This window comes from Calothrix sp. CBUCES-K 9914, from assembly GCF_059640475.1.
Genome location: NZ_JBXXZH010000107.1, coordinates 1 through 19433, shown reverse-complemented (window position 1 = coordinate 19433; position 19433 = coordinate 1). Strand labels below are relative to the sequence as shown.

The window sequence follows — 19433 nt, the reverse complement described above, 5'->3', positions numbered from 1 at the left end:
TTCCACAAGATGAAGACTATATTTCATTTGGCTTTTCCAATTACTGATGTTGCCCAGGCAAAAGCTTATTATGTTGATGGTTTGGGCTGTATTCCTGGTCGCGAAAATAGACATGCGCTTATTCTTAATTTGTATGGGCATCAGTTAGTCGCGCATACTACTAAGGAACCTTTAGAACCTCAACGTGGTATTTACCCAAGACACTTTGGGCTTGTCTTTACTGAGGAGAAAGATTGGGAAGAGTTGTTAGAAAGGGCACAACGGCGCCAATTATTATTCCGTGAGGAGGCAAAAGACCGTTTTGTCGGTACTCCGTTAGAACACCGCACTTTCTTTCTAGAAGACCCTTTTTATAATTTAATGGAATTTAAATTTTATCGTCACTCAGAAGCTATTTTCGGTAGTCCTGAGTTTGCTCAAATTGGTGATAGAGGCGCCTGAAGTGCTTCAGCAACCGTTTTAATCGTTCTGATATCGGTTAACATCCAAGGGTGAGTTAGTGCGGGAATAATAACTTCGTTGCCAAATGGCAGAACTGAACTGCTGGGTGGCACTATCATCAAGTCGTATGGTGTCCAGATGGAAGTGAAATTAAGTAGCTTCAATATTTCAGCATCTTTGTTTAAGTCTTTGATAAACAAATTATCTGGACGCATTTGCACGCAACCAGGACGTTCTGACGCATAAGCTACGACGGTTCCGTTGTGTGGTGACGCAATAGTTATAAACCTTTGCGCGCGGTTTATTCCACTAAGTCGCTGAATGTAGTATCTGCTAATTATCCCTCCCATACTAAAACCAACTATATCTATAGGCTGCTCAGGCGCAAAGGTTATTGTAATATACTTTGCTAGTTGCCTACCTAAGTTTTCTAATACCACATCACCGTTATTCGGAATCATATCGAGTGTGTGTACTGACCATCCCTCATTTTTCAAAAATATCGCCATCTTATTGAACACGGCGCCTGTATCATTGATGCCGTGGACTAGTACTACTGGGTTGCGCTTTGGTAAAGATTTCATCTCAATAATTTAACTGATGTCATTAAGTCAAAAAAATCACTCTATAAAATTAATTTAATATCTCACGTGCGACTGTAAACCAATGCCAGTAAGCGCTTTAATCTTTACAATCGTACGAGGATAGCTTGAGATATTATGGCATTCTTATGCCAATTCGAGGATGATAATCAATTTACAGGATGAATTTATGTAAATTTTTGTAAAGAATAATGATAAAAATGATTGCTTTAGGGGGAAAGAAATCTCATAATAATCTGGTAGGGTATTAATTATCTGATGGAGGCTATACTCTGGTATTATTTTTAGTATTAACTTTTTAGTAAAGCAACACTGTGCTTTTATGAACTCAGGAAAGCGCTCGTACATGCGGGACAAGAAGTAGAACCATCAGCTTCTTCAGTAGAAACTTGGCTTTGGAAAGTCTTCGTCAGGTAATTGCCCTAGTATTATGGCTTAGTTTTTATTAGAATAAGGGCAAAGTTAGTTAAAATAATGTTGCCGTTCCTGAAATGTTTGTCTAGTTGAAGTAGACGACATTATTAAATTATTCAAAAAGGTAGAACATTACCTGACTCATAACGATTTAAATCGATTAGTAATTAGAGCAAACGGAGAGACAATAATCATGTTCGGGTTTATCAAAAATTTGACAAAAAAAGCTGACAACAACTTCTTTCTAGAACTAAAGGAAGAGGTAGGAAACAAAATTGCTGATGTCAAAGAAGAGGTAGGCAGTAAACTTTCTGATGTCAAAGAAGAGCTAGGAAGTAAGCTTTCTGATGTCAAAGAAGATTTAGAAGACAAGAAAGAAAAAGTTGCTGCAAAAGTACAAGAAGTAAAAGAGGAAACAAAAAAAGAAGCAAAAGAAGCAGCGAAAGAAACTAAAGATGTACCAACACCTGCTGCAAAGGTGCCCGAAAGTACACCAGCGACTGCTGCATCAAATGGTAAAAAGACCAGAAAAGCACCAGCTGCAAAAGCATCCAAGATAGAAGCTGCTAAAAAAGAAAGCGAAGCAGCAGTAGCTAGACCAAAAGACCCATCAGAACTAGCAGCAGCAGCAGTAGCGAAAAAAGTAGAGTTACCCAAAGAAACCAACTTTGCTACAAAATATTTGCTGACTCCAAGTACTAACGGTCGTCGTCGTCCAGGTCCAAACATGAATTCATTTTTGGAAATGGCAAGCAAAGTCAAAACACCAACCCAGAAATAGTTAGGAGTTAGGAGTTAAGAGTTAGGAGTTAATACTCAGCACTCAGCACTCATAACTCAGCACTTTTAAAAAAATTAATCCACTATATAGTTGAAATGCTGAGTCCCAGTTACTAGCTTCCTTGCGAAAGAGACGCACGTGTGGCTGAATATGACTCAGCATTTCATTTTGGTCTAACGCAGTTTCGGCAAATGGCGTAAAATCAGACCATAGTTTAACCTGTGATAATTGTTTATCAAGCCAGTTAGATAAATTATTCCAATTAATACGAACAGTATTTTGACTATTCGCTCTCATAATTTCAACTCCCTTCTTCCAATCATACCCACCATCAAAAATTCTTAAAATACATTTCCTACTAGGGATGTGTAAATCGCAAAATTGTGCATAGTCTTGAGTTTGAGTTTTACGTTCAAGTTTTCCGCGCGCGTTACGGTCTACAACTTCTTCAAAAATAGGCAATAATCCAATAACGCGCGCTTTAACTTCGTTCCATTCAAATGAAATAGAACCAAGTTGTTTATTTTGGTTATGGCAAACAACAGTAACTTGGGCGTTTGATTGACTAGACTGGAAATAATCAACTTGAAAAACTTGAATTTGCTGTAACGCTGCTAATGGAGACCAGAAGCAAGGAATTTCAGCTTGTTGTAGTTTTTCTCCATAAAATTTTAATTCCCCTATTGCCCCAGTGCGATACAGGCGCCAACCCCGACTAGGTAGCAGTAATCTTGCACTATAAGCATCTATTTGAGTAATTTTGGCAAACTTTTGTGCAGCTTGAGTTTTCAACTCATTATCAATAGGCTCTAAAATGAGTACACCTACTTCAGACGCATTATCATCTCCCATAGCTTGAGAAATACCGCGTTTACGTTCTTCTTCTTCGAGTTCACGCAGTCGCTGTAAACCAAGTCTAGCTTGAGCAACTATTTTACTGTTTGTTTCATTCTGTAATAGGCGCCGATAAATCTTTTCAGCATCTTGATTTTTTCCTGACACCTCTTGGAGTTTTCCCACATAAAGTTTAACCCAAGGGTCTTTTGGTGAATCTTTTAATAGTTGTTTAAGTAATTTGCCAGCAGTTTTATAGTCTTTCTGTTCAAACGCAGTAGCAACCCGGTCAATCATACACATATATATAAACTCGTTGTAAGCACTTTAGTGCTTTCCTTACCAAAACCAAAACGTTGAAATTTCGGATTTTTATTTATAGTTATAATAAGCATTCCAATTCCGCAGCTAAAATTGATAGTGCCACAACAGGCGCCGTAACCGCGCGCAATATTCGTTTTCCCAGCGACACTACCTCAAACCCTTCATTCACAGCAAACTCTAACTCTTGTGTACTCCATCCACCTTCCGGGCCAACAGCAACAACTACTCTAACTTGACTAGAACTTACATATACTCGGCGCCAACACTCAAGTAGATGTGGGTTATCACCGCGACCTTCACAAATATACTTTTGTTCAGCTTCAAATAAACTTAACCCCTGATTAAAAGTAACTGGCTCATAAATAGTTGGAACAAACGCACGTTCGGACTGTTCTGCTGCTTCTGCTGCAATTCGGCGCCAGCGGTCAAGCTTTTGCGAACTAGGATTGAGAAGAGTACGTTCGCTAATTGTAGGCACAATCCTATCAACACCTAATTCAGTGCAAACACGTACCACATCATCAAAACCATTACCTTTAGGCAAAGCTAATAATAAGCTTATAGATGCTTTTAACTCAGTATTTACCTCTAACGCTTCTAATATTTCTCCGTAATCAGACTGTAATTTTACTAACCACCATTTCCCCATTCCATCGATTGCAATGAATTGATCACCATTAGACAACCGCAGAACGCGCGATAAATAATGATGCTGTTCTTTTGCCAGTACAATGCGATTATCTTGAAGTTGGTTCGGAGAAATAGCAATACGTTGTAATTGTGCCATGTGCAATTCATAAATTCTTCAGGCTGCTGACTTTGCCATAAACTCACTACGCATCATAGCAACTTCTTGCTTTTTCATACATTCTTATAAACAATTTTGACTCCATTCCTTATTTTAGACAATGGTGCAAAATTGTTGAATCAAGGCTAGCAACTTTTTTAAATCAATTGGATTTGAAAGTAACATTAACATAGCATTTGTACTAAGCTTTCAAGGGGCGCCGACATTAGAAGAGTCAGACCGCATTTCCGTATTTACCAAGATGACTTTTATACAAAAAGAGGAATAGGATAAATAATTACAGCTTGCGCGCGCAGAAAAAAATGGTATTGTTATTGGTTTTTTGTAGCTAAAGTGTTTTTTGGTAATTCGATTAAAAGTAAATATAGGAACTTTATTTAATAATGGAATGGCTACACTGGAAACAAGCAGGACTTATTAAATTGCCACAATTCTGAGACTAGGCGCCTGTCGTTGGTGCGTGAAAGCAGTTTAATATTTCATTCAATTTAAGATTGTAATGGCTTTCAGGCACCCTACCTCTTCTCTGTGCCCTCCGTGTACGCCACTTCGCTCAACGGGGGGAACCCCCCTTCGGGTTCGCCACTTTGGCGGGACGGAAACCGACACCGCCAAGTGGACTCACCGCACGCGAGTGGCTCCTCTGTGGTAAAAATTGGCTCTTGGTGTTGTAAGACAGGACAGGCGAGATGCCTATCCTACGTTGTTATTATTTTTTTAATTCAATGAATGATTTGGAAGAACTGGTTAAGGAAATTGGTCGCTTCGAGGCGATTATAGCTGATTGGGATGAACGAGAGCGAGGTGTGGCTGCTGGCTTGAAAAGGGCTATTGAGGCTTTGCACAAGGAAGCTTTCGCGCGCTTAATTAAAAGTGTCAAGCTTGAATCAATGTCGGCTTTGCGTAATGCTGTTCAAGATGAAGTTGTATATGGTGTGCTGGCTTATCATGAGTTGGTTAAACCTCCAAAACAAAAGCTTGAGCAACGTTTACAAGCTGCTTTTGATGAAGTTCGTCCTAGTTTAAAGAGCCATAACGGTGATATTGAGTTGGTGGCAATTAAATTACCAGATGTAGTAGAGGTTAGATTTACTGGTACATGCAAAAGTTGTCCTTCTTCTAATTTCACTTTATCTCAAAGTGTTGAGCAGACTATTAAAGTATATTGTCCTGAAATTACAAAAGTTGTTGCTGTTAAGTAATAAGTTTATAGGTAGTGTTTATTCCTAAGTTGCCCTTTTCTGATATTGGCGCCTTCTGTATTTTAGGTAGAGTTGTTACACCCGAAGAGTTAGCTGTACCTCTGGCGCCTAGTGCTGTTAATATGTTTGCTCCCCGTGGCGCCTGTTTGGTATCTAAAAATGGTTCTCTATGGGTTGCGGATACTGGACACCATCGGTTATTGGGATGGCAAAATTTACCAATTCAAGATAGTCAAGCTGCTGACTGGGTAATTGGGCAACCTGATTTTTTTCATGAAGGACAAAATGCTAAAACTACAGTTGGAAATACTACTCTAAGTGTTCCGACAGGTATTTGTGTTTGTGGTGATGGTTTAGCTGTAGCTGATGCTTGGAACCATCGCGTTTTAATTTGGAAGGAAGTTCCACAAGATAGTAATGTGCCAGCAGATATTGTACTAGGGCAAACTAACTTTACTGATAATCTACCTAATAGGGGTAAACAAGTTGCTGCGGCAAATACTCTTAATTGGTGTTATGGTGTTTTTTATCATCAAGGTAAGCTCTTTGTTGCTGATACTGGTAATCGTAGGGTATTGGTGTGGTATGAGTTACCAAGCGAGAATGCTCAACCCGCTGATTTAGTTTTGGGACAACCTAATATGGTTGAGCGCAATGAGAATGGTGGTGCAACTGCCGGAGCTTCGAGTATGCGTTGGTGCCATGATATTACATTTTGGGGAGAAAATTTAGTTGTCACCGATGCTGGTAATAACCGTGTGATGATTTGGGAGGGTATGCCAAAAGAAAATAATACTCCCTGTCATGTGGTGCTAGGACAGAAAAGCTTTGATTTTGTTGAGTTAAATCAAGGTGTTTATTTTCCTAATGCCAGTAGTCTTAGTATGCCATATGGTGTTGATGCTTTTGGTGATTGGTTAATTGTTGCTGATACTGCTAATTCCCGATTGTTAGGATGGAAAAATTCTACATTATTATATGGGGCAGATGCTGATGCGTTAGTGGGACAAAAGGATTTTAAAAGTAAATCAGAAAATGGTGATTTTGGATTACCTAAGCGTAACAGTGTTAATTGGTGTTATGGCATCAATATATGTGGTGATATTGCTGTAATTTCTGATTCTGGAAATAATCGAATATTATTATGGCGCCTTTGTAACGAACCGCAAAGGACGCAAAGTACGCAAAGGTAAGAAAGAAGAGAAGGAAGAGTTTTATAAATGATGTATGAAGAGATACGAGTACGTGGTACTGTTCAAGGAGTAGGTTTTCGTCCTACAGTTTACCGCATTGCTGTAGAGAATGGGTTATGTGGTGAAGTTTATAACGACGGTGAAGGAGTTGTTATTAGGGCTTATGGAAGTCAAGATTATTTAGATAAATTTGTTCGTCAATTACAGCAAGAATGCCCAACCTTAGCAAGAATAAATGAAATAACACGAACACAATATATATCTGAGGGTGAATTTAATTTTGATAATTTTGTAATTTCTAAAAGCATTAATAATGTAGTCAATACCGAAATTACACCCGACACTGCCACCTGTGTACAATGTCAAAGCGAAATTTTCGACCCTCATAGTCGATGGTTCCGTTATCCTTTTACTAACTGTACCCATTGTGGACCACGCCTAAGCATTATTCGTTCCATACCTTATGACCGCAATAATACTAGCATGGCAAGCTTTGCTATGTGCCGTGAATGTCTTGAATCATATAATGATATCAAAAATCGTCGCTTTCATGCTCAACCAACAGCTTGTCATATTTGTGGACCCTCGGCATGGTTGGAACGTGCTGATGGCAAACCTTTTACAGCTTCTATGTTCTCAATGTTAGATGAAGTTGATGCCGTTTGCACTTTATTACAAAAAGGGGAAATTGTTGCCATCAAGGGTCTCGGTGGAGTACATTTGGCGTGCGATGCGAGTAGCGAAACTGCAGTTAAAAAACTCCGCCAACGAAAACAACGATACCACAAACCCTTCGCCTTGATGGCGCGCGATATTTCTGTTATTGAAAAATATTGTACTCCTAATGCTAAAGAACGTGAATTACTTTTATCTGCTGCGGCGCCTATTGTTTTAATTGAGAAAAAAGAAGGAGATTTTCTGTCACCACTAGTGGCGCCTTCTTCAAATACTCTCGGTTTTATGTTGCCATATACTGGGCTTCACCATCTGATTCTCAAACGGATGAATCGTCCAATTGTATTTACCAGTGGTAATATATCTGATGAACCACAGTGTATTGATAACTCTGAAGCGCGCGAGAAGTTAGGACACATCGCCGATTATTTCCTTTTCCATAACCGAGATATAATTAACCGTGTGGATGATTCGGTGGTTAGAGTCGTTGGTGATCAAACTCGAATCATTCGACGTGCGCGCGGATATGCACCTGCTTCTATACATCTACCCTCTGGTTTTGCTGCTTCACCTCAAATTCTAGCAATGGGAGGTGAGTTAAAAAGTACCTTCTGTTTATTGCGTTACGGTAAAGCTATTATTTCACAACATTTAGGAGATTTAGAAAATGTAGCTACCTTTAATAGTTACCAAGAAGCGCTTGATTTATATTTAAACTTGTTTGAGCATAAACCGGAAGCAATTGCAACAGATTTACACCCTGAGTATTTATCCACAAAGCTGGGAAAGCAATTAGCAGCTAATAACCAACTAATTGAAATACAGCATCATCATGCTCATGTTGCTGCTTGTATGGCAGAGAATGGTTTAGATATTAATGCGGCGCCTATTTTGGGCATTGCTTTCGATGGTTTAGGATATGGTGAAGATGGGACATTATGGGGAGGAGAATTTCTTTTAGCTGACTATCGTGAGTTTACGCGAGTCGCAACATTCAGACCTGTTCCAATGATAGGAGGCGCCTTAAGCATTCATCAACCTTGGCGTAATACTTATGCTCATTTGGTATCAAAATACAATTGGCAAGAATTAGTGTCTAAGTATGGAAATCTAGAATTATTCCAGTTTTTACAAACGAAACCTATATCACTACTAAATCAAATAATAAACCAACAAATTAATTCACCTCTCACTTCTTCTGTTGGGCGCCTGTTTGATGCTGTTGCTGCTGCTATTGGTATTTGTCGTGACACATGTAGTTACGAAGGACAAGCAGCTATTGAAATGGAAGCATTGTGTGAAAATAAAGAATCACTAAGTTATAGCTTTGAAATTGAAAAATCAAATAATATTAGTTATATTGATTCAAGGTCAATGTGGATTCAACTTTTGGATGACTTGCAGCAAAATATACCAAAACAAGTTATTGCTGCTAAATTCCATCAAGGTTTGATTAATATTGTCATTCAGATGGTAAATCATCTACGACAGAAATATAAATTTAATCAAATTGCTTTAACAGGTGGAGTTTTTCAGAATGCTATTTTGTTAGAACAGCTTCAAGACAAATTAGCAACGCTAGATACAAAAGTAATTACTCATAGTTTAGTACCTTGTAACGATGGTGGAATTTCTCTAGGACAAGCAGTCATCACCGCTGCACGATTAATTACTTCTAATTAATTATATTTATGTGTTTAGGAATCCCAGGTCAGATTGTTGAAATTACTGATACCAATAATAAACTCGCTATTGTCAATGTAGGTGGAGTCAGGCGCCAAGTCAATATTGCCTGCATTATTGACGAAAATCACTCTCCTACTGATTGTATAGGAGATTGGGTATTAGTACACGTAGGCTTTGCAATGAATCGAATAAATGAGAAAGAAGCGGCTGAAACCTTGCTCATCTTGCAAGAACTATCAGCCGCGCAAGCAGCACTTAGCAATTAATTGGCTAAGGGTTATCATACCTAAATTCAAACAAATCAATCTATTAAATTAATCTAAAATCTAAAAATCACATGAAATACGTTGATGAATACCGAGAACCTCAAAAAGGAGAAATATTACTCCGTGAAATCGAAACATTATCAAAAATATTAAACAAACATATAAAAATTATGGAAGTATGTGGTGGACATACGCACTCCATATTTAAATATGGTATTGAAGACGCTCTACCAGATACAATCGAATTAATACATGGGCCAGGTTGTCCAGTATGCGTAATGCCAAAAGGAAAACTTGATGATGCAATAGCTATAGCCAAACATACAAATGTTATATTTACAACATTTGGTGATGCAATGCGAGTTCCCGGTTCTAAAACAAGCTTATTACAAGCTTCTTCAGAAGGCGCCGACATTCGTATGGTCTATTCACCATTAGATAGTTTACAAATAGCAAGAGATAATCCTAATAAAGAAGTAGTTTTCTTCGGTATTGGATTTGAAACCACTGTTCCAAGCACTGCTTATACAATTTTGCAAGCGGAAAGTGAAAATCTTCATAATTTTAGTTTATTTTCTAACCACGTACTAGTAATTCCAGCACTAAAAGCTTTACTCGATAACCCAGATTTACAGCTAGATGGGTTTGTAGGTCCCGGTCACGTCAGCATGGTAATCGGCTGTAACCCATATAATTTTATTTCTAAAGAGTATAATAAACCTATCGTTATATCCGGCTTTGAGCCAGTAGACATTCTCCAATCAATTTGGATGCTACTACGACAACTAATAGAAAATCGTTGCGAAGTCGAAAATCAATACAGTCGTGTCGTTCAAACACAAGGAAACATTCAAGCAATCACAGCAATGAATGAAGTATTTGAAGTGCGCTCCGAATTTGAATGGCGAGGTTTAGGATATATTCCAGCTTCTGGTTTCAAAATTTGTCCTAAATACGCGCGCTTTGATGCCGAAGCAAAATTTGCCATTCCCAACAATCAAGTTGCCGACCACAAAGCATGTCAATGCGGAGAAATACTCAAAGGAGTTCTCAAACCTTGGCAATGTAAAGTATTCGCAACCCCTTGTACACCAGAAACCCCAATAGGCACCTGTATGGTTTCTAATGAAGGCGCCTGTGCTGCCTACTATAAATATGGACGCTTCTCCAAACTCTTCAACCAAATTAACCAAACAAATCAAATTCCCGTTTAACGAAATTGTACACATCGTCAGGAAATTGTACGTTGGGTGGAACGCCGGTGCCTATGCAGTGGATTGTATTTTTTTACTACGAGACTATTAGGGCGCAGAGGTAGGAGAAACGAACCGCAAAGAACGCAAAGGACGCGAAGAGGAAGTATGGAGGAGATCCATCATTAGATTTAGTACACAAAATAATACAAAGGAGAGCAATAGTATGCCATTCGTAACAGTACAAATAGCCAAAGGTCATTCTGTAGACGTAACTAAAAAAGCATGAAAAACTCTCTTTTTCTTCCTTTGCGTTCTTTGCGTCCTTTGCGGTTCGTTTCTAAAAATATAGTTGTTGAAGTCAATTATTGACTGTGCTAGTTTTTATTGTAGCTATTACTACAAAAGCTTAACATCATATGACTCAACAACCTGTATTAGGAAATATAAGCCCTCTGATACCTGCTGGCGCCGATTTAGAAACTACAGTAAAATTCTATGAAAAACTGGGCTTTAAAGTTGTTCACAAAGAAGGACAACCCGCGCGCATGGCAATAGTCAAACGCGATGCAGCAGAAATTTTCCTAGTTAAAAATGACTATATATTCCTAGCTGAGTCAATAGCTTTACGTATCCAGGTTAACCAGCTTGAACAATACTACAACGAATTGCTATCTATAGACAGTAAAATAATTCACCAAGATGGCAAATTAGAAACAAAACCTTGGGGAGTGAAAGAATTTGTGGTGCTTGATCCAAACGGTGTATGTGTAACCTTTTATGAAAAATCCTCTTAATGCTATTAGACTTAACAAACGCGCGTCAATACGAGATAAAAATATTACGCTCGCGCATGGCAGTGGTGGTAAAGCAATGCGCGATTTAATTGATGATATTTTTGTGAATACATTTAATAACTCATATCTGGCGCCGCTTGAAGATCAAGCAACTTTCGATATAGCTTCTTTAATGCAACACGGCAATAAACTTGCCTTTACTACTGACTCTTATGTTGTTGACCCGTTATTTTTTCCAGGTAGTGATATTGGAGAATTAGCAGTAAATGGCACAGTCAATGATTTAGCTGTTAGTGGCGCCAAACCTTTATATTTAACTTGTAGCGTCATTTTAGAAGAAGGTTTTCCAGTAGAAACACTAAGGCGTATAGTTAAAAGTATGCAAACTGCGGCAAATAAAGCAGGAGTACAAATAGTTACAGGTGATACAAAAGTAGTGCCGAAAGGCGCCGCAGATAAATTATTTATCAACACTACTGGTATTGGAGTAATATCTGACAAAATAAATATATCTACTCAAAATATCCAACCTGGTGACGTTATATTAATTAACGGTGAATTGGGTAATCATGGTACTTCAATACTAATTGCGCGCGGTGAGTTAGCGTTGGATAGTAATATAGAGAGCGACTGCCAACCTTTGAATGATTTAGTCGCTACTATAATTGATGCGTGTCCTCATATTCATGCAATGCGAGATGTAACGCGCGGCGGTTTAGCAACAGTTTTAAATGAATTTGCTGCGAGTGCGAATGTGGGTATACGTTTAGATGAAGCAGCAATACCAGTCAAAGAAGAAGTTAAGGGTGTGTGTGAAATTCTTGGTTTTGACCCTTTGTATTTAGCTAACGAAGGAAAATTAGTAGTTGTTGTCAAACGTGAAGACGCTGACACAGTGTTATCAGCAATGAAATCACATCCAGCAGGTTTAAACGCGCGTATAATTGGAGAAGTAATTGATGCACCCCCAGGAATTGTATTGTTAAAGACTGGTTTTGGCGCCGAACGAATTGTTGATATGTTAGTAGGTGAGCAATTACCTAGGATTTGCTGATATGAGCGATAATCATGATAGAAATAGTTTATTTATTACAAACTCCTATTTAGTTGTGACCTTGAAATCTTTTAGTATTTGATTAGCAGCAGTGATACCCGTTAGCGTGGCGCCTTCCATAAAACCTTGGCATTCATAGAATGAGCTGGTATGTTCGCCTGCAAAATAAAGATTATTTACTGACTCAAGAAAAAAATTATCAATTCGTAGTTAGCTCAACTGCTTTACTGCTGAACAAGTCAATGTAGTATACTTGTAATGTAAATTAAATCTAGCAGGTGCCTCCGCGCTTGAGTAATCCGAAATAATACCCTTGCTTTAGTGTTGTAAATAGAATACAAGTAGGGTGTGTGACGCTATAAACAAACTTAAATATAATTATAAGACTTGTAGCGTCACGCACCAGCTTATAGTTGTGATTAAGTTAAATTAATTTATACAAATTGGTATTGAATGAATCAAGTAATTGCACTGACTCAAAAGCAACTATCCGAATTTCTACTGAACGTGGCTGTAGTACGACCAGTATTTATTTGGGGGGCGCCAGGAATTGGTAAATCATCTTTAGTAGAAGCATTTGCCAAAGAAGTCGGAATACCATGTGTTTCACTACTTGGCAGTCAACTGGCGCCGGAAGATTTAATTGGTGTGCCACAAATTATAGATGGCACAAGTCGCTTCTGTCCGCCAAAGATAATCGCGCGCTCAGAACCATACTGTTTGTTTTTAGACGAACTAAATGCTTGCTCTCATGAAGTACAGAAAGCATTTTATAGTTTAATTCACGAGCGCCGCATTGGTGAGTATCATCTTCCTGCTGGTTCTATTGTAATCGGTGCCGGGAATCGCGCGTCTGATAGTGCCATTGTTAAGCCAATGTCTTCTGCTTTACTCAACCGTATGATTCATGTGCATTTAAAAGCTTCACATCGAGATTGGTTAGAATGGGCGAAAAATAATAATATTCATCCTTGGGTAATTGAATATATTCAAACTCGTCCTGACCATTTGTGGAGTCAACCTCCTAAACATGAAGAAACTTTTTCGACACCACGCTCTTGGCACATGTTGAGTGATGCTTTACACGAATTTGGTGAGAGTATTACTGATAACTGGCTGGAAGTTTTAGCTATTGGCTGTTTGTCTCCTCACCATGCAACCCAATTTAAAGGCTTTATTAAACAAATTAAAAGTAAGTATCAGTTAAGTGCTATTCTTAAAGGTGATATTGGTTGGCCGACAAAACCAGAAGATAGAGATGTTTTATACTTCTTGGCACAGTCGTTACGCGCGCAACTCATCAAAGAATTACCTCAAGAACAAAAAATAGCCACAGGTAGTCAAAAAGATTTAGCTCATCGGGCGAAAAGTTTACTTAAAGACCTTGCATCTATCAGCTTAGAAATAGCCCAAATGGTTGTTGCGTTGGGAGAAAAAGGTGATGCATTACCAAGTTGGCTCATGGTAGAAATTGTTAGAGATTTGCCGCGTTTGGTACAAAAAGAAAATGCCAAGTAAAAAAAATGAACCAGGCAAAGACATTGCATTAATTAATTTTAATGAAGGATGTGCAATTATTCGTCAGCATCCCATGTTTACGGAGCTAATTTATAAAGCTAATATTATACGTAGAGAAGGAAATCAATGTCCACCCAAGGGTTGGGGTGTTGTTACAAGTAATGGCGCCATTCATGTACACCCTACCAGACGTGGTTTAAAAGAAGAATGGGCATATGTACTAGCTCATTGTTTATTACATTTAGGATTTGGACATTTTCAGCAAAAAACAAATTTTCGAGAATGGAATGCCGCATGTAATTATTATATAGCTAAATTTCTCAATGATTTAAAATTAGGACGCGCGCCAGATGAATATAATTTCTCTATAAATGCTTCTACTCGTAATGAAGAAAGCTTATATCAGGAATTTTGTCTGAATGGGATTCCTGGATATAACTTTACTGATATGATTATAGAATCTCCTAAACATAATAATAATTATTATTCAAATCGTAACTTTGACTGGCAAGCAAGCTTAGGCAAAGGTTTAATTCGTGCAGTTACAAGTGCAGTAAATGTAGCAGGAGGACGCGAACCTTATTTGGGAGCAAATATAGAAAAAGATACTCCAGCAAACAGAGCAAAGTCATGGTTCATTAATAGTTATCCTTTATTAGGCGCCTTAGCAGCAAATTTTGAAATTATTGAAGACCCATTAGTTTGTCAACGTTTAGATATTTCGGTAGCTGCCGTTGATATTCAAAATAAAGAAATTTTTATTAACCCTGCTGCTGGACTTGATGACCAAGAATGTCGATTTGTTATTGCTCATGAATTATTGCACGTAGGGTTGAGACATGATATGCGGCGCCAAGGAAGAGACTTTTACTTTTGGAACGTTGCTTGCGATTATGTAATTAATTCCTGGCTAATAGAAATGGGTTTGGGAGAATTACCAAAATTTGGTTTATTATACGACCCTGAGTTAAAAGGTTTATCCGCAGAAGCTATATATGACCAAATAGTGACAGATTTACGTCGCTTCCGTAAACTCGCCACATTGCGAGGTGTAGGACAATGTGACATTTTAGGGGAAGGAATACCTGATTGGTGGACTCATGGTGATGGTATGGAACTAGATGATTTTTATCGTCGTTGTTTAAATCAAGGACTTGTTTATCATCACGAACAAAACAGAGGTTTTTTGCCTTTGGGATTAGTTGAAGAAATTCGTGCTTTAAATCATCCTCCTATTCCTTGGGATGTGGAGTTAGCAAGATGGTTTGATAATTATTTTTCGCCTTTAGTTCAAGTTAGGTCATATGCTCGCCCCAGTCGGCGCCAGTCTTCTACTCCAGATATTCCCCGTCCTCGTTATATACCTGATAGCAGCGCTGAAGAAGGTCGAACATTTGGAGTAATTTTAGATACTTCTGGTTCGATGGAAAGGGAATTATTAGGGAAAGCTTTAGGCGCCATTGCCAGTTATAGTATTTCTCATGATGTCCCTTATGTACGGGTTGTTTTCTGTGATGCGTTTGCTTACGACCAAGGTTATATGGCGCCGGAATCTTTAGCAGAACGAGTTCAAGTTAAAGGTCGAGGTGGTACAGTATTACAACCAGGAATCGATATTTTGGAGAAAGCAGAAGATTTTCCCAAGGATGGACCACTACTAATTATTACCGATGGATTTTGTGACCGCTTACACATACGTCGAGAACATGCTTTTTTACTCCCTGCACAAAGATACCTACCTTTTGTTCCCAAAGGAAAAGTTTTTAGAATTAGCTAATAAACTGTCATCAATTTTGCAGTCTTGTAGCATAGGCATCTTGCCTGTGCGGTGATTATAGTTTTTTACCACAGAGACACAGAGTACACGGAGAGAAGAGAGAAAGAGAGATTTAAAATAGAATTTAGCCCTAAGAAAATAGTTAAACAGTCTTCAGTATAAATCAAAGTTATTTACACCACTTTATGCTTCTACATAGGGAAAAAAGCATAAAGCTGTATCAAAATTACCCTTTATACATATATTGATTCTATAAAAAAGCGCTTTTTTTGCGTTCACGGAGTGTCTCCGGAGGAGAATAAACACGTAAAATATAAAAAACTTAGTAATAATACTGACCTCTCTTACACAAAAATGCTACATTTATTAATTTAATCTCTATTTTTTTGATTATTAACTGGCCTTAACAATGTGTAAAGTCACAAGTTGCCCTTAAAGATTCACTTTAATATATTGTAACTGGCTTACTCGTATAATTTATAAATTTTATTAAGTATTTTTGTTTGATATATAACTATATATATATTAAGATAATAAGTATTTTTGTGTAATACATAACTATATATATATTAAAAGAAATAGTGTAAAATTTGCTCGTAGAAAAAATATGAATGCGTGTTATCAAGCTAAGGGTTATATGGCGCCGGAATATGAACGCAGAACGAGTTCAAGTCAAAGGTCGAGGTGGTACAGAAGACCTTGGTCAACGACAGCAAGGTTTTCAAGCAATTTTCCCATCTCTAACGCGCAGCGCTAGAGCTGATTAGTAAAGAAAACTAATATTCTTTTTGCTTGCAATACAAAAGCACTATGAAGACGTAACAATGCTACCTCTTTATTTGTGTTAGTATACTTAATAAAAAAAAATACAAAAAATATACATTAACTTTAACAATATAACTTACGTACAAGAATAAAGGCTGTAAATATTAATACAAATGTTTGTAGATTTTTTTTCATAAAGGAATGATTATCATTAACTTGCAAATGAATATAATAAAACTTTAAAAATCTGAAGGGAATTTAAATATAAACTTCATAAATCTTTCAAGTAAAGCGAGTAAAAATACAGTTGATGAACAAATAATTGTTCATTTTTGTATTGGAATTGATACAGGGACGCATTTCTGAAAACTGTATATTGTCAAAACATCTAGATATTTATTTTTTACAAGGGAGCATTCATGCAACTCTATACATCTAATGAAATTGAGAAATTTCAAAATGATTTGCCTCATTTGATTCAAACATCTGAATGGATAAGGAGTTTTCTGGCAAGTCCACATTCTGATTTAGGTCGAAGCGGTAAAGTATGTCCTTACATACCTTATTCATTAAAAGCAGACACTATTCAATTAGCAGTTATTCGTCCTCAAAATTATACTGTGCAAGACATAGCAGAAATTATCAAAGGTTATAAAGATATTTTTTTACAAACAGAACCAACTTCTGGAGACGCTTCAATATTTAAAGTATTCTTACTACTTTTCCCTGATGTCAATATTGAAAATACCCCAAATTTAATTGATGACGTACAAAAAAAATTAAAGCCTTTTTTTGTGGAAGCAGGACTGATGCTTGGTGAATTTCATATGCGTAATCAAAGTCCAGGTTTACATAATCCTAACTTTCGTCCTCTTCGTAGTCCCATCCCAATGCTTGCTATTCGTTTCATGGTAGAACCAGATTTACCTTTTCTTAAACTTTCAGGTGATGAACCCCAGGTACGTATTAAATATATTGAAATGTACTTAAAACGTTTTGCCAACAATTTTAAGGACGAAAAAAACTATCACCAAGCAATACAGGCATTAACGACAGCAAAACAAGAATTAAAAGCATTTAATACACTTGTTAGCTAACGCGCGTAGCCAAATCTGACAGAGTGTATGTAAATAAATATACAAAAAAAACTGATTGTGAAAAGTAATACTTTATCCGAAATTGCTCAAAATCACAGTGCATTTTTGCAACAGTGCGTTCACCAAATGTTTGAGATGCAAGTAAAGCAAACTGCTGACTCTGTAGCAGTAGTTTTAGAAGACAAGTTTTTTACTTACTGCGAACTAAACGAACGAGCAAATCAATTAGCACATTATTTACGTTCTCTAGGTGTCAACAAGAATGTGCTAGTTGGAATTTGTGTAGAGCGCTCTTTTGAAATGGTTGTGGCAATTTTAGGAGTTCTCAAAGCTTCTGGTGCCTATGTGCCGATAGACCCAAACTATCCATGTGAGCGATTAAGTTTTGTATTAGAAGATACTCAAATACCAATTCTACTTACGTTAAGTAATTTACTCCCAAAGCTTCCAGCATTGAGTGCGCGGTTGGTTTGTCTTGATTCACAGTGGAATACAATATCTCAACACAGTCAAGAAAATCCAGACTGTGATGCAAGCATTGATGATTTGATGTACGTTATCTACACTTCTGGTTCTACTGGAAAACCTAAAGGTGTAATGGTTCCTCACCGTGGAATTGTAAATCAACTGACTTGGCGCCAGTCAACGTTTGGTTTAACAGCTTTAGATAAAGTTTTACAAAACACATCTTTTAGTTTTGACCCTTCAGTGTGGCAGATATTCTGGCCACTATGCTTTGGAGGACAGTTAGTCTTGCCTCGTGTAGGAGGACATCAAGATAGTGCTTACTTGGTAAAACTCATTGCTCAAGAGCAAATCACCATTACAGCTTTTGTTCCCTCAATGCTGCGAGTCATTCTTGAAGAAAAGGGTATCGAAGCTTGTTCTCATTTACGGCATATTTCTTGTGGTGGTGAAGCTTTACCTACAGAGTTGATAGACCAATTTTTCGCGCGCTTGGGTTTAGATGGAGTGCTACATAACGTTTATGGACCAACAGAAGCATCTATCGATGCCACATTTTGGAAATGTCAGCCGAACATTAATACTAGCGTGGTGCCTATCGGTAAACCTATTTTGAACGCGACTATATATATATTAGATGAGAACTTACAACCAACTTTACATGGTGAAGCTGGAGAATTATATATTGGTGGCGCCGGTTTAGCTAATGGTTATCTCAACCGTCCCGAACTTACTTCTCTTCATTTTATTATTAACCCATTTGGCGCCGATTCAAAAGAGCGACTTTACAAAACAGGAGATTTAGCACGCTATTTACCCGATGGGAATATTGAGTTTCTTGGACGTATAGACCACCAAGTTAAAATTCGTGGTTTCCGTATTGAACTTGGAGAAATTGAAACAACTTTGCTGCAACTACCAAATATCCGGGAAACTGTAGTTATTGCACGTTCAGATGAAGGACGAGAAAAACAGTTAGTTGCCTATATAGTTTTTGAAAAAGGACAAACAATCACGAAGAGTGAAATTCGGAATTATCTTACTTCCAAATTAGCTGTATACATGGTTCCTTCATCATTTGTGATTTTAGAAGCTTTACCACTAAACGCCAACGGCAAAGTAGACCGTAATGCGTTACCTGCTCCTAACAACACACGCGAAGAACTTGAAAAATTTGTTGCACCTAAATCAACTATTGAAATTCAGGTAGCATCCATTTGGCAAGAACTTCTAGGAATTGAGTCAATAGGAGTCTTTGACAACTTCTTTGAGTTGGGAGGTACTTCTTTACTCGCAACACAAATGTTAATCAAAATAGAAAATCAATTTGCAAAAAAACTGCCATTAGCAACCTTTTTGAAAGCTGCGACGATAGAAGAACTTGCAAATATTATTCAAAAAGAGACTCCAGAGATATGGTCAACTATAGTACCTATTCAACCTTATGGAAAAAAGGCGCCTTTATTTTGTGTTCATGGCGCCGATGTTAATGTTCTTGTATTTCAAAACTTTGTAGAATATTTAGGTTCAGAACAACCTGT

The 19433-nt window shown here is 37.6% G+C and carries 18 protein-coding genes; 14 read left to right on the top strand and 4 right to left on the bottom strand.

All coding sequences use genetic code 11. The annotated features are described in order from the left end of the window. Nucleotides 1-9: 9 nt before the first annotated feature. A complete protein-coding gene (locus AC2JBO_RS22725; RefSeq protein ID WP_496955925.1) occupies nt 10-441 on the top strand; it encodes a VOC family protein in 432 nt (143 codons plus the stop codon). Here the strand turns inward: AC2JBO_RS22725 and AC2JBO_RS22720 are convergent. Next, on the bottom strand, nt 417-1025 hold the full coding sequence (locus tag AC2JBO_RS22720; RefSeq protein WP_496955924.1) for an esterase/lipase family protein: 609 nt from the start codon (nt 1023-1025) through the stop codon (nt 417-419). The genes AC2JBO_RS22725 and AC2JBO_RS22720 overlap by 25 nt on opposite strands. 625 nt (nt 1026-1650) lie before the next feature. Here AC2JBO_RS22720 and AC2JBO_RS22715 point away from each other — a divergent pair. Next, nucleotides 1651-2238, top strand: coding sequence for a hypothetical protein (locus AC2JBO_RS22715; RefSeq protein WP_496955923.1), 588 nt, complete (start codon nt 1651-1653; stop codon nt 2236-2238). A 42-nt stretch (nt 2239-2280) separates the two neighbouring features. Here the strand turns inward: AC2JBO_RS22715 and AC2JBO_RS22710 are convergent, their stop codons facing one another. Both AC2JBO_RS22710 and AC2JBO_RS22705 read right to left on the bottom strand, forming a co-directional pair. After that, entirely contained in the window at nt 2281-3369 is a 1089-nt protein-coding gene (locus AC2JBO_RS22710; protein WP_496955922.1) for a tetratricopeptide repeat protein, read from the bottom strand. Nucleotides 3370-3454: 85 nt separating this feature from the next. Then, complete coding sequence (locus tag AC2JBO_RS22705) at nt 3455-4183, bottom strand: 16S rRNA (uracil(1498)-N(3))-methyltransferase (protein ID WP_496955921.1); 729 nt, start codon at nt 4181-4183, stop codon at nt 3455-3457. Nucleotides 4184-4929: 746 nt separating this feature from the next. Between AC2JBO_RS22705 and AC2JBO_RS22700 the strand changes: the two genes are divergently transcribed. From AC2JBO_RS22700 to hypE, 7 genes are all read left to right on the top strand, one after another. Beyond that, the gene (locus tag AC2JBO_RS22700; protein WP_496955938.1) at nt 4930-5406 is read left to right on the top strand and encodes a NifU family protein; all 477 of its coding nucleotides are present in this window, start codon (nt 4930-4932) and stop codon (nt 5404-5406) included. 14 nt (nt 5407-5420) lie between these two features. Continuing rightward, nucleotides 5421-6599 (top strand): NHL repeat-containing protein, encoded by a 1179-nt coding sequence (locus AC2JBO_RS22695; protein WP_496955920.1) that lies wholly within the window; start codon nt 5421-5423, stop codon nt 6597-6599. A gap of 27 nt (nt 6600-6626) precedes the next feature. After that, nucleotides 6627-8957: a carbamoyltransferase HypF gene (gene hypF / locus AC2JBO_RS22690; RefSeq protein ID WP_496955919.1), complete on the top strand. Its 2331-nt coding sequence runs from the start codon at nt 6627-6629 to the stop codon at nt 8955-8957. An 8-nt stretch (nt 8958-8965) separates the two neighbouring features. Beyond that, a complete protein-coding gene (locus AC2JBO_RS22685; RefSeq protein ID WP_496955918.1) occupies nt 8966-9226 on the top strand; it encodes a HypC/HybG/HupF family hydrogenase formation chaperone in 261 nt (86 codons plus the stop codon). Between the two features lie 71 nt (nt 9227-9297). After that, nucleotides 9298-10440: a hydrogenase formation protein HypD gene (gene hypD / locus AC2JBO_RS22680; RefSeq protein WP_496955917.1), complete on the top strand. Its 1143-nt coding sequence runs from the start codon at nt 9298-9300 to the stop codon at nt 10438-10440. 398 nt (nt 10441-10838) lie between these two features. Next, nucleotides 10839-11216 carry a VOC family protein gene (locus AC2JBO_RS22675; RefSeq protein ID WP_496955916.1) on the top strand — a complete coding sequence of 126 codons (378 nt, stop codon included), beginning with the start codon at nt 10839-10841 and terminating at the stop codon, nt 11214-11216. Beyond that, nucleotides 11200-12270, top strand: a complete 1071-nt coding sequence (hypE, locus tag AC2JBO_RS22670; protein ID WP_496955915.1) for a hydrogenase expression/formation protein HypE — start codon at nt 11200-11202, stop codon at nt 12268-12270. Before AC2JBO_RS22675 ends, hypE begins: the two co-directional genes overlap by 17 nt. A 45-nt stretch (nt 12271-12315) precedes the next feature. On the opposite strand, the gene AC2JBO_RS22665 is transcribed toward hypE, so the two are convergent. Next, nucleotides 12316-12474, bottom strand: a complete 159-nt coding sequence (locus tag AC2JBO_RS22665) for an FAD-dependent oxidoreductase (RefSeq protein WP_496955937.1) — start codon at nt 12472-12474, stop codon at nt 12316-12318. Nucleotides 12475-12723: 249 nt separating this feature from the next. Between AC2JBO_RS22665 and AC2JBO_RS22660 the strand changes: the two genes are divergently transcribed. The 5 genes from AC2JBO_RS22660 to AC2JBO_RS22640 all read left to right on the top strand — a co-directional run. After that, complete coding sequence (locus AC2JBO_RS22660) at nt 12724-13788, top strand: AAA family ATPase (RefSeq protein WP_496955914.1); 1065 nt, start codon at nt 12724-12726, stop codon at nt 13786-13788. Then, nucleotides 13778-15565 (top strand): vWA domain-containing protein, encoded by a 1788-nt coding sequence (locus tag AC2JBO_RS22655; protein WP_496955913.1) that lies wholly within the window; start codon nt 13778-13780, stop codon nt 15563-15565. Before AC2JBO_RS22660 ends, AC2JBO_RS22655 begins: the two co-directional genes overlap by 11 nt. Nucleotides 15566-16176: 611 nt before the next feature. Continuing rightward, a complete protein-coding gene (locus AC2JBO_RS22650; RefSeq protein WP_496955912.1) occupies nt 16177-16332 on the top strand; it encodes a hypothetical protein in 156 nt (51 codons plus the stop codon). Between the two features lie 417 nt (nt 16333-16749). Continuing rightward, nucleotides 16750-17427 (top strand): DUF6875 domain-containing protein, encoded by a 678-nt coding sequence (locus AC2JBO_RS22645; protein ID WP_496955911.1) that lies wholly within the window; start codon nt 16750-16752, stop codon nt 17425-17427. Nucleotides 17428-17484: 57 nt separating this feature from the next. Further along, nucleotides 17485-19433: non-ribosomal peptide synthetase (locus AC2JBO_RS22640; RefSeq protein ID WP_496955910.1), on the top strand; the 1949-nt coding region annotated here is incomplete at its 3' end.

Excerpts from the sequence above, each read along its gene's own strand:
- AC2JBO_RS22725 (WP_496955925.1), top strand. The coding sequence starts at position 10 with ATGAAGACTATATTTCATTTGGCTTTTCCAATTACTGATGTTGCCCAG.
- AC2JBO_RS22720 (WP_496955924.1), bottom strand. The coding sequence starts at position 1,025 with ATGAAATCTTTACCAAAGCGCAACCCAGTAGTACTAGTCCACGGCATC.
- AC2JBO_RS22715 (WP_496955923.1), top strand. The coding sequence starts at position 1,651 with ATGTTCGGGTTTATCAAAAATTTGACAAAAAAAGCTGACAACAACTTC.
- AC2JBO_RS22710 (WP_496955922.1), bottom strand. The coding sequence starts at position 3,369 with ATGATTGACCGGGTTGCTACTGCGTTTGAACAGAAAGACTATAAAACT.
- AC2JBO_RS22705 (WP_496955921.1), bottom strand. The coding sequence starts at position 4,183 with ATGGCACAATTACAACGTATTGCTATTTCTCCGAACCAACTTCAAGAT.
- AC2JBO_RS22700 (WP_496955938.1), top strand. The coding sequence starts at position 4,930 with ATGAATGATTTGGAAGAACTGGTTAAGGAAATTGGTCGCTTCGAGGCG.
- hypF (WP_496955919.1), top strand. The coding sequence starts at position 6,627 with ATGATGTATGAAGAGATACGAGTACGTGGTACTGTTCAAGGAGTAGGT.
- AC2JBO_RS22685 (WP_496955918.1), top strand. The coding sequence starts at position 8,966 with ATGTGTTTAGGAATCCCAGGTCAGATTGTTGAAATTACTGATACCAAT.
- hypD (WP_496955917.1), top strand. The coding sequence starts at position 9,298 with ATGAAATACGTTGATGAATACCGAGAACCTCAAAAAGGAGAAATATTA.
- AC2JBO_RS22675 (WP_496955916.1), top strand. The coding sequence starts at position 10,839 with ATGACTCAACAACCTGTATTAGGAAATATAAGCCCTCTGATACCTGCT.
- hypE (WP_496955915.1), top strand. The coding sequence starts at position 11,200 with ATGAAAAATCCTCTTAATGCTATTAGACTTAACAAACGCGCGTCAATA.
- AC2JBO_RS22660 (WP_496955914.1), top strand. The coding sequence starts at position 12,724 with ATGAATCAAGTAATTGCACTGACTCAAAAGCAACTATCCGAATTTCTA.
- AC2JBO_RS22655 (WP_496955913.1), top strand. The coding sequence starts at position 13,778 with ATGCCAAGTAAAAAAAATGAACCAGGCAAAGACATTGCATTAATTAAT.
- AC2JBO_RS22650 (WP_496955912.1), top strand. The coding sequence starts at position 16,177 with ATGCGTGTTATCAAGCTAAGGGTTATATGGCGCCGGAATATGAACGCA.
- AC2JBO_RS22645 (WP_496955911.1), top strand. The coding sequence starts at position 16,750 with ATGCAACTCTATACATCTAATGAAATTGAGAAATTTCAAAATGATTTG.